The organism is Streptomyces sp. NP-1717, from assembly GCF_022695985.1.
Lineage (GTDB): Bacteria > Actinomycetota > Actinomycetes > Streptomycetales > Streptomycetaceae > Streptomyces.
The window spans coordinates 1-9,789 of record NZ_JAAPBF010000255.1; the positions used below are offsets into that span (position 1 = coordinate 1).

Sequence of the window (9,789 nt, forward strand, 5' to 3'; positions counted from 1 at the left end):
GCCACGGAGGCCGCGTCCCGCGCGCTCACGCCCAGCGAGTCGTAGAGCCGGCCGAGCGAGGTCGCCATCGAGCCGAGCAGGCCCGCCGAGTCGCCGAGGTCGGAGCGGCGCACGACACTGCGGACCCCGACCGTGTCGGCGACCTGGTCGCTGATGGCGGTCAGCCGCGCGGTGTCGAAGGACTCCGAGAAACCGCCGGTCAGGACCACCGTGCCGGGCTCGTACGCGAGCGCGACGACGGTGACGAGATGCGCCAGCGCGGCGTGCACCTCGGCCAGCACGGGGGCGTACGCCTCCGGGTCCGCGAACAGCGCACGCGCCGTTGGTACGCGCACCCCCTGGCGGCGCGCGTACGCCACCAGGTCGGCGCCGGACAGCAGATCGCGCAGCCGCTCCTCGCGGCCGGGCAGCGGGAGCCGGCCGAACTCGCCGAGCAGGCCCGTCCTGCCGAGCAGGACCTGTCCGTCCATGGAGACGGCGGAACCGAGGCCGGTGCCCATGGCGAGCAGTACGGCGGTCTCCCGGTCGGGCAGTGATCCGTACTGGAGTTCGCCTCGCAGAGCGAGGTTGGAGTCGTTGCCGACGGCGGTCTCCACGTCCAGCAGGCCGGAGACCGTCTCGATGAACCCGGTGCCCTTGATCTGGCCGAGATTGTGCGATGCCACGACGGAGCGCCCGTCGCCGGTGACGACACCGGGCAGACCGATCGTGACGGTGTGCAGGGGCACGCCGTCGCCGTGCCGGGAGACCAGCCCGGTGACCTTGCCGGCGACCCAGGCGGCCAGTTCGTCCGCCGTCGCGTCGCGCGGCGTGGTGTCCCGGCTCCTGATGACGGCGCGGCCCAGCGCGTCCGCCACCACGACCCGGCAGTTGGTGCCACCGAGGTCGACTCCGCAGACGAGAGCGGAGCGGTGGTTGAAACTCACGGTCGTGGACTGCCGGCCGGGGCCTTCCCGGAGCATCCGGGAACCCTCCAGCGCGAGGGACTCGGCCATCAGGTCGTCCACGATGCGGAACACCGTGGCCCGGCTCAGGCCGGTGTCCGCGATGAGCCGCCGGCGGTCCACGTCCGCGCCGGAAAGCAGGGCCGCGATCACGGCGCTCCGGTTGGAGGTGCGGGGGAGCGAGGTAGTTGCCACAATTCCTCTCACTCTGAGATTAATTCGGTGGCGCAACTTTAGGCACAGGTGACCGATGAAAACCAGACATGTGGCCCATCACGTTCCGGTAAACGCCGTCCGTACGGCTCCCGCACGGCCCCCGCACGGCCCCCGCACGGCGGCGGTGCCGCCCGCCCGACGTACGCTGGCGCGATGGCGACGATCGAACGCGGCGACCGCGGGGCGGACTTCGGGACAGGCTTCGGGGCGGGCTTCGCGACAGGTTTCGGCACGGGTTTCGGGGCGGACAGATGCGCGACCGTCTGATCCACGGCAGTGCCGGGCGGGTCCGTCCCCTGCGGCTGCTCGGCGACCCCGCCCTGCACACGGCCTGCGACCCCGTCACGGACTTCGGGCCACCGCTGGCCCAGCTGGTCGAGGACCTGTTCGCGACGATGTACCGGGCCAACGGGGTCGGTCTGGCGGCCAATCAGATCGGCGTGCCACTCACGGTGTTCGTCTACGACTGCCCCGACGACGAGGACGTCCGCCATCTCGGACACATCGTCAATCCCCGCCCGGTGCTGACGGACGGGGTGAGCGTACGGGGCGCCGAGGGCTGTCTCTCGCTGCCGGGCCTGGAGGCGGGAACGGAGCGGTCCGACCACGCGGTGGTGGAGGGGGTGACGGTGGACGGCGCACCCGTACGGATCGACGGCACCGGATTCTTCGCGCGCTGTCTCCAGCACGAGTGCGACCACCTGGAGGGGCTGGTCTATCCCGACCGGCTGACGGGCTGGCGCAAGGTCAGGGTGCTGCGCGCGGCGCGCCGCGCGTCATGGAGCTGACCGGCCGGCGCGGGTGTGTTCACGCCACCGCCGGGCGCGGTCCGCGCCCGGCGCGGTGTCAGAGGCCCGGGCTGCCCGCCCGGTCGTCCACCAGTGCCAGCCTGCCCCACAGCAGATCGGCCAGGCTGCTCACCAACTGGGCTCGTGAGCAAGGGCGTTCGCCGAGCCACCAGTCGCCGGCCGCGTGCATCATGCCGACGATCCCGTGGCCCCACACCCGGGCCAGCTGCGCGCTGTCGGGACCGAGGTCGACCCGCTCCTCGATCACGGTGGCCAGCTCCTCGCCGAGCCGGCGCAGCAGCGGGGCCGAGTGGCGGCCCACGTCGAAGCCCTGCTCGGGGAGTTGGGCGTCGGCGGCCTCGTCCGCCGGGTGCATCAGGAACCGGTACACCTGGGGGCGCGCCTCGATCGCCGCGAGGTATGTGTCGAGGGTGGCCTCCACCCGTGCGCGGCGGTCGGCGGGCGCGTCGAGCGCGGCCTTCAACGCGCTGAGCAGCGCGTCCGTGTGACGCTTCGCCAGAGCCCGGTAGAGGCCCCCCTTGTCGCCGAAGTGGCGGTAGAGGATCGGCTTGGTGATACCGGCCTCGGCCGCGATGGCGTTCATGGACGCTTTCGGCCCGTCGCGCAGGACGACCCGGTCGGCGGCCTCCAGGAGTTGGCGGCGGCGCTGATGGGCCGAGCGGTGTTGGTCGGCCTGCTGTGTGGTCCCCATGGGTGTCTCCCCGCCCGAGCGATTCCGTGACGCCCCGGCAACGTAACACCAAGCCCGCCGTCGCCGCAGATCAGGCCGCCTCAGGTTGACATCCTCTACTTGCCGGTAACAGACTGTTGTTACCGTAAGTAACAGCAGTGCTGGAGGAGACGATGGCCGAGTTCACGTTCGAACTCAACGACGACCAGAAGCAGGTACGCGACTGGCTCCACGGTTTCGCGGCCGACGTCATCCGCCCGGCGGCGGCCGAGTGGGACGAGCGCGAGGAGACCCCGTGGCCCGTCATCCAGGAAGCCGCCAAGGTCGGCGTCTACTCCCTCGACTTCTACGCACAGCAGTACTTCGACCCCACGGGCCTCTCCATCCCCATGGTGATGGAGGAACTGTTCTGGGGTGACGCGGGCATCGGCCTGTCGATCGTCGGCACCGGACTCGCCGCGGTCGGCGTCCTCGCCAACGGCACCGACGAGCAGATAGGCACCTGGATCCCGCAGATGTACGGCGACGTGGACGACGTGAAGGTCGCCGCGTTCTGCTCGTCCGAGCCCGACGCCGGATCGGACGTCGCCGCCATGCGCACCCGCGCGCGCTACGACGAGGCCAAGGACGAGTGGGTGCTGAACGGCACCAAGACCTGGGCGACCAACGGCGGCATCGCCAACGTGCACGTCGTGGTCGCCGTCGTGGACCCCGGGGCCGGCTCCAAGGGGCACGCCTCCTTCATCGTCCCGCCCGGCACGCCCGGTCTGTCCCAGGGGCAGAAGTTCAAGAAGCACGGCATCCGCGCCTCCCACACGGCCGAGGTGGTCCTGGAGGACGTCCGCGTCCCCGGCCACTGCCTGCTCGGCGGCAAGGAGAAGCTGGACGAGCGCCTCGCCCGCGCCCGCGAGGCGAAAGCGGCCGGCGGGACCGGCGGCGAACGCGTCAAGAACGCGGCCATGGCCACCTTCGAGGCGTCGCGGCCCGCGGTCGGCGCCATGGCCGTGGGGACGGCCCGCGCCGCGTACGAGGTGGCGCTCGACTACGCCAAAACCCGCAGCCAGTTCGGCCGCCCCGTCATCGACAACCAGGGCATCGCCTTCCAGCTCGTCGACATGCGCACCCGCATCGACGCGGCCCGGCTGCTCGTCTGGCGCGCCTCCTGGATGGCGGCCACGGGCAAGGCGTTCACCGCGGCGGAGGGCTCCATGTCGAAGCTGTACGCGAGCGAGACGGCCAAGGACGTCACCGCGCGAGCGGTCCAGATCCTCGGCGGCAACGGCTTCACGCGCGAGTACCCGGTGGAGCGGATGCACCGCGACAGCGCGATCTACACCATCTTCGAGGGCACGAGCGAGATCCAGCGCCTGGTCATCGCGCGCACGCTGTCGGGGATGCCGATCAGGTAGGGCGCGCGGCCGGCCGCCGGACGGGCCGCGAACAGGGCCGTCCGGCGGTCGAGGGCGCCCGCGTCACTCGCAGGCGACGCCGTCCCCGTCGCGGTCCAGGTGCGAGCCGTAGCCCGGGTCGCCCGAGCGGATCGGGGCCGCGCCCGCCGCGCGGACGGCCGTGCAGTTGGCGTAGTACGTCGAGCCGCCTCCCGATCCTCCCGTGCCCGACCCTCCCGAACCGCCGCTGTCGCCGTTGTCCTCGGCGGCGGGCGCGACCGTGACGCGCACGGTCTTCGTCTTGGTGACGGTCGGCGCGGGCTCGGGGGTGGCCGTCACCGTCTCGGTCACCGCCGGTTCGGGCGAGGCCGTCGCCGTGGCGGTCACCGTCGCCGCCGGGGCGGGCTTCGCGTCGGCCGCGTTCTTCGTTCCCGCCGTACCGTCCGCCGCGCCGATCGCGACGCCGAAGAAGAAAAGTACCGCCAGCAGCGGCAGCAGCACCCGCTTCCGCGTCCATTTCGGGCGACCGGACGGCGGTGCCGGCGGGCCGACGTACGGGTTCGGACCGGGCGCGGCAGGTGGCGAAAAGCTCATGTGTCCCCCAAGGACTGCTTCGTGAGGGGATGACCGTAGCGGCGGGACTTGCCCCGTTGTACGACCGTCGCTCCGGTTGTGTCGAAACCGTGATGAACACGTGGACATATGGTGGATGCATCCATCAGGGGGCCTGACACACCGATGCCCGGCCCCACTGTCACGGGCCGGGCATCGGTCTCAAGAGCGCGCGCTACGCGGGGAGTCGGGCCTCGATCGCGGTGATGACCTCCGGGGCCTCCGGCTCCGTCCGGGGCCGGATACGGTCCACGACCTCACCGTCCGGGGAGATCAGGAACTTCTCGAAGTTCCACTGCACGTCGCCCGCCTCGCCCGCGGCGTCCGCATGCGCGGTCAGCGCCGTGTACAGCGGATGCCGGTTCTCGCCGTTGACCTCGGACTTCTCCAGCAGCGGGAAGCTCACGCCGTACGTTGTCGAGCAGAACGTCTCGATCTCCTCGGCGCTGCCCGGCTCCTGGCCCCCGAACTGGTTGCAGGGCACGCCCACGACCGTGAGGCCGCGGTCGCCATAGGTCTGCTGGAGCCGCTCCAGGCCCTCGTACTGCGGGGTGAGGCCGCACTTCGACGCGACGTTCACCACCAGCACCGCCCGGCCCTTGTACGCGGCCAGGGACGTGGGCTCACCGGTCAGGGTGCGCAGCGGGATGTCGTACAGGGTCATCAAGGTCTCCTCGGAGCGGTCGGTCCCGTGTTCCCGTCCATTGTCGCGCTTCACCCGCCGAGCTTGCGGAACAGACCCTCCTGGACGACCGAGACCAGCAGCCGGCCCGAGCGGTCGTAGATACGGCCCCGGGCCAGACCCCGCCCGCCCGTCGCGATCGGCGACTCCTGGTCGTACAGGAACCACTCGTCCGCGCGGAACGGCCGGTGGAACCACATCGCGTGGTCCAGCGACGCCATGTCGTACCCGCGCGGGCCCCACAGCGGCTCGACGGGAATGCGGACCGCGTCCAGCAGCGTCATGTCACTCGCGTACGTCAGCGCGCAGGTGTGCACCAGCGGGTCGTCGCCCAGCGGGCCCACCGCGCGCATCCACACCGCGCTGCGCGGATCGGCGCCCTCGATCTCCTCCGCCGTCCACCGCAGCCGGTCCGCGTAGCGGATGTCGAACGGCTGACGGCGCGCCATCCGCTCGAACGCCTCCGGCAGCCCGCCCAGATGCGCCCGGACCTCGTCGGCCACCGTGGGCAGCGACTCCGGGTCCGGGAAGTCGTGGCGCGGCGGCAGCTGATGCTCGAAGCCGCCCTCCTCCGCGTGGTGGAAGGACGCCGTCAGATTGAAGATCGTCCGCCCCTCCTGCACCGCCGTGACCCGGCGGGTGGTGAACGACCGGCCGTCCCGCACCCTCTCGACCTGGTACACGATCGGCACGCCGGGCGTGCCGGGGCGCAGGAAGTACGCGTGCAGCGAGTTGACCGGGCGATCGCCCTCCGTGGTGCGCCCGGCAGCCACCAGCGCCTGGCCGGCGACCTGGCCGCCGAAGACCCGTTGCAGCGACTCGTGCGGGCTGCGGCCCCGGAAGATGTTGACCTCGATCCGCTCGAGGTCGAGCAGATCGACCAGCCGCTCGGCGGGATTCGTCATCGTTCTCGTTCTCCACAGTTCTCCGGTGCCGGTGGTCCGGCGCCTGTTCTCAGAGGCTGGTTCTCAGACGCCGGACAGCTGGCCCACCGAGGTGACCCGGACCACGGCCCGTCCCTCCTCGTCGGACGCGGCGAGGTCGACCTCCGCGCTGATGCCCCAGTCGTGGTCGCCGTTCGGATCGGCGAACGACTGCCGGACCCGCCACAGGCCGTGGTCCGGGTCCTCCTCGATACCGAGCAGCTTCGGGCCGCGCGCGTCCGGCCCGGTGCCCAGTTCCTCGTACTCGTCCCAGTACCCGTCCATGGCCTCGCCCCAGGCGTCCGCGTCCCAGCCCGAATCGGCGTCCATCTCGCCCAGTTCGTTCACCTTGTCGAGCGCCGCCAGCTCGACCCTGCGGAACATCGCGTTGCGCACCAGCACCCGGAAGGCACGGCCGTTGGCGGTGACCGGCTTGACCTGGTCGGCCTTCTCCTGCGCCTGCTCGGCGGTCTCCACCTCGGGGTTGGCCAGCTGCTCCCACTCGTCGAGGAGGCTGGAGTCGACCTGCCGCACCATCTCGCCGAGCCAGGCGATCAGGTCCTCCAGGTCCTCCGACTTCAGGTCGTCGGGGATGGTGTGCTCGAACGCCTTGTACGCGCCGGCGAGATAGCGCAGCACGATGCCCTCGGTGCGCGCCAGCTCGTAGTGGGACGTGAACTCCGTAAAGGTCATGGCCCGTTCGAACATGTCCCGGATGACGGACTTCGGGGACACCGGGTGGTCGCCGACCCACGGATGGCTGGTGCGGTAGACCTCGTACGCGTGCCACAGCAGCTCTTCGAGCGGCTTCGGGTACGTGAACTCCTGGAGCCGCTCCATCCGCTCCTCGTACTCGACACCGTCGGCTTTCATCTGCCCGATCGCCTCGCCCCGCGCCTTGTTCTGCTGCGCGGCGAGGATCTGCCGGGGATCGTCCAGCGTCGACTCGACCACGGAGACCATGTCCAGCGCGTACGAGGGCGAGCCCGGCTCCAGCAGTTCGAACGCGGCCAGCGCGAACGTCGACAGCGGCTGGTTGAGCGCGAAGTTCTGCTGGAGGTCGACGGTGAGGCGGATGATGCGGCCCTCGGCGTCCGGCGTCTCCAGACGCTCCACCACACCACCGTCCAGCAGCGACCGGTAGATCGCGATGGCGCGCCGGATGTGCCGCAACTGCTGCTTGCGCGGCTCGTGGTTGTCCTCCAGCAGATGACGCATCGCGTCGAAGGCGTTGCCCGGCCGCGCGATGACCGACAGCAGCATCGTGTGGGTGACCCGGAAGCGCGAGTTGAGCGGCTCCGGGTCGGAGGCGATCAGCTTGTCGAACGTGCTCTCCGACCAGGCGACGAAGCCCTCGGGCGCCTTCTTGCGGACCACCTTGCGGCGCTTCTTCGGGTCGTCGCCCGCCTTGGCGAGCGCCTTCTCGTTCTCCACGACGTGCTCGGGCGCCTGCGCGACGACGAAACCCGCCGTGTCGAAACCGGCCCGGCCCGCCCGGCCCGCGATCTGGTGGAACTCGCGGGCGCGCAGCGTGCGCACACGCGTGCCGTCGTATTTGGTCAGTGCCGTGAACAGCACCGTACGGATGGGGACGTTGACGCCGACACCGAGTGTGTCCGTCCCGCAGATCACCTTCAACAGACCGGCCTGCGCGAGCTTTTCCACGAGCCGGCGGTACTTGGGCAGCATTCCCGCGTGGTGCACCCCGATTCCGTGCCGTACGTAACGGGAGAGATTGCGGCCGAACTTGGTGGTGAAGCGGAAGTTGCCGATCAGATCGGCGATCCGGTCCTTCTCCTCGCGCGTACACATGTTGATGCTCATCAGCGACTGCGCGCGCTCGACGGCCGCCGCCTGGGTGAAGTGCACGATGTAGACCGGCGCCTGACGGGTCTCCAGCAGTTCGGTCAGCGTCTCGGTGATCGGGGTGAGGCGGTACTCGTAACTCAGCGGCACCGGTCGCGTCGCCGAGCGGACGACGGAGGTGGGGCGGCCGGTCCGGCGGGTCAGATCCTCCTCGAACCGCGACACGTCGCCGAGCGTCGCCGACATCAGGATGAACTGCGCCTGCGGCAGCTCCAGGATCGGGATCTGCCAGGCCCAGCCGCGGTCCGGCTCCGCGTAGAAGTGGAACTCGTCCATCACGACCTGGCCGATGTCGGCGTGCTTGCCGTCGCGCAGCGCGATCGAGGCCAGCACCTCCGCCGTGCAGCAGATGACCGGCGCGTCGGCGTTCACGGACGCGTCGCCCGTCAGCATGCCGACGTTCTCCGTACCGAAGAGCTTGCACAGGTCGAAGAACTTCTCCGACACCAGCGCCTTGATCGGCGCGGTGTAGAACGTGACCTTGTCCTGGGCCAGCGCCGTGAAGTGCGCACCCGCCGCGATCAGGCTCTTCCCGGAGCCGGTGGGGGTGGAGACGATCACGTTGGCCCCGGACACCACCTCGATCAGCGCCTCCTCCTGAGCCGGATAGAGCGTGATCCCCTCACCCTCGGCCCATGACGAGAAGGCCTCGAAGAGGGCATCGGGGTCGGCATCCGGCGGCAGCTGATCAATAAGGGTCACACCCCCATCTTGCCTGCCGCACGCCCCGAAGAGGGAACCGGACGACCGGCCGAAGATCACTACGGGTACGCTGCCCAGTCAACTGGGCCTTGCCGCAACGGCGGTGGGCCCTTCGGTACGCACCACCACAGCGACGACGGGGCGGGGATCGACCATGCGGGGACGACCATGATGGGACCGGCGCACTCGCTGTCGGGCGCGGCGGCCTGGCTGGGGGTGGGAGCCGCCGCGGCGGCGGCCGACCACGCGATGCCCTGGCCGGTGCTGGTGGTCGGCGCGCTGATATGCGCGGGGGCGGCACTCGCCCCCGACCTGGACCACAAGTCGGCGACCATCTCGCGCGCCTTCGGGCCGGTGTCCAAGGCGCTCTGCGGGATCGTCGACAAGCTGTCGTTCGCGGTCTACAAAGCGACGAAGAAACCGGGCGACGCCCGCAGGACCGGCGGCCACCGCACACTCACCCACACCTGGCTCTGGGCCGTCATGATCGGCGGCGGCGCCTCCGCGCTCGCGGTACTCGGAGGCCGCTGGGCGGTGCTCGCGCTGCTCTTCATCCATATGGTGCTCGCCGTCGAAGGACTGCTGTGGCGGGCGGCGCGGGTGTCGAGCGACGTCCTCGTGTGGCTGCTCGGCGCGACGAGCGCGTGGATCCTGGCCGGTGTACTGGACAAGCCGGGCAACGGCGCGGACTGGCTCTTCGACGCGCCCGGCCAGGAGTACCTGTGGCTGGGGCTGCCGATCGTCCTGGGCGCCCTGGTGCACGACATCGGCGACGCGCTGACGGTGTCGGGCTGCCCGATCCTGTGGCCGATCCCGGTGGGGCGCAAGCGCTGGTACCCCATCGGACCGCCGAAGGCGATCCGGTTCCGGGCCGGGAGCTGGGTGGAGATGAAGGTGCTGATGCCGCTGTTCATGCTGCTCGGCGGGGTGGGCGGCGCGGCGGCGCTGAACGTGATCTGACCCCCGTCCCGGCACCC

At 70.7% G+C, this 9,789-nt stretch carries 9 protein-coding genes; 3 read left to right on the forward strand and 6 right to left on the reverse strand.

Features of this window, described 5'->3' with window-relative positions; all coding sequences use genetic code 11:
* Nucleotides 1–1,139, reverse strand: a 1,139-nt coding sequence (locus GXP76_RS31070) for an ROK family protein (RefSeq protein ID WP_242574957.1), incomplete at its 3' end; no start/stop codon positions are given.
* Between the two features lie 272 nt (nt 1,140–1,411).
* Between GXP76_RS31070 and def the strand changes: the two genes are divergently transcribed.
* Nucleotides 1,412–1,948 carry a peptide deformylase gene (def, locus tag GXP76_RS31075; protein ID WP_242574958.1) on the forward strand — a complete coding sequence of 179 codons (537 nt, stop codon included), beginning with the start codon at nt 1,412–1,414 and terminating at the stop codon, nt 1,946–1,948.
* A 58-nt stretch (nt 1,949–2,006) separates the two neighbouring features.
* Here the strand turns inward: def and GXP76_RS31080 are convergent, their stop codons facing one another.
* Nucleotides 2,007–2,660, reverse strand: a complete 654-nt coding sequence (locus GXP76_RS31080) for a TetR family transcriptional regulator (RefSeq protein ID WP_242574959.1) — start codon at nt 2,658–2,660, stop codon at nt 2,007–2,009.
* A gap of 152 nt (nt 2,661–2,812) precedes the next feature.
* On the opposite strand from GXP76_RS31080, the gene GXP76_RS31085 reads away from it, so the two are divergent.
* Complete coding sequence (locus GXP76_RS31085; RefSeq protein ID WP_242574960.1) at nt 2,813–4,048, forward strand: acyl-CoA dehydrogenase family protein; 1,236 nt, start codon at nt 2,813–2,815, stop codon at nt 4,046–4,048.
* Between the two features lie 63 nt (nt 4,049–4,111).
* Here the strand turns inward: GXP76_RS31085 and GXP76_RS31090 are convergent, their stop codons facing one another.
* The 4 genes from GXP76_RS31090 to GXP76_RS31105 all read right to left on the reverse strand — a co-directional run bounded on the left by GXP76_RS31090 (nt 4,112) and on the right by GXP76_RS31105 (nt 8,812).
* Entirely contained in the window at nt 4,112–4,621 is a 510-nt protein-coding gene (locus GXP76_RS31090) for an excalibur calcium-binding domain-containing protein (protein WP_242574961.1), read from the reverse strand.
* Between the two features lie 193 nt (nt 4,622–4,814).
* A complete protein-coding gene (locus tag GXP76_RS31095) occupies nt 4,815–5,303 on the reverse strand; it encodes a glutathione peroxidase (protein WP_242574962.1) in 489 nt (162 codons plus the stop codon).
* A 50-nt stretch (nt 5,304–5,353) separates the two neighbouring features.
* On the reverse strand, nt 5,354–6,226 hold the full coding sequence (locus GXP76_RS31100; protein ID WP_242574963.1) for an acyl-CoA thioesterase II: 873 nt from the start codon (nt 6,224–6,226) through the stop codon (nt 5,354–5,356).
* Nucleotides 6,227–6,289: 63 nt separating this feature from the next.
* Nucleotides 6,290–8,812 (reverse strand): RNA helicase, encoded by a 2,523-nt coding sequence (locus GXP76_RS31105; protein WP_242574964.1) that lies wholly within the window; start codon nt 8,810–8,812, stop codon nt 6,290–6,292.
* Nucleotides 8,813–8,980: 168 nt separating this feature from the next.
* Between GXP76_RS31105 and GXP76_RS31110 the strand changes: the two genes are divergently transcribed.
* Nucleotides 8,981–9,772 carry a metal-dependent hydrolase gene (locus GXP76_RS31110; RefSeq protein ID WP_242574965.1) on the forward strand — a complete coding sequence of 264 codons (792 nt, stop codon included), beginning with the start codon at nt 8,981–8,983 and terminating at the stop codon, nt 9,770–9,772.
* Nucleotides 9,773–9,789: the final 17 nt, after the last annotated feature.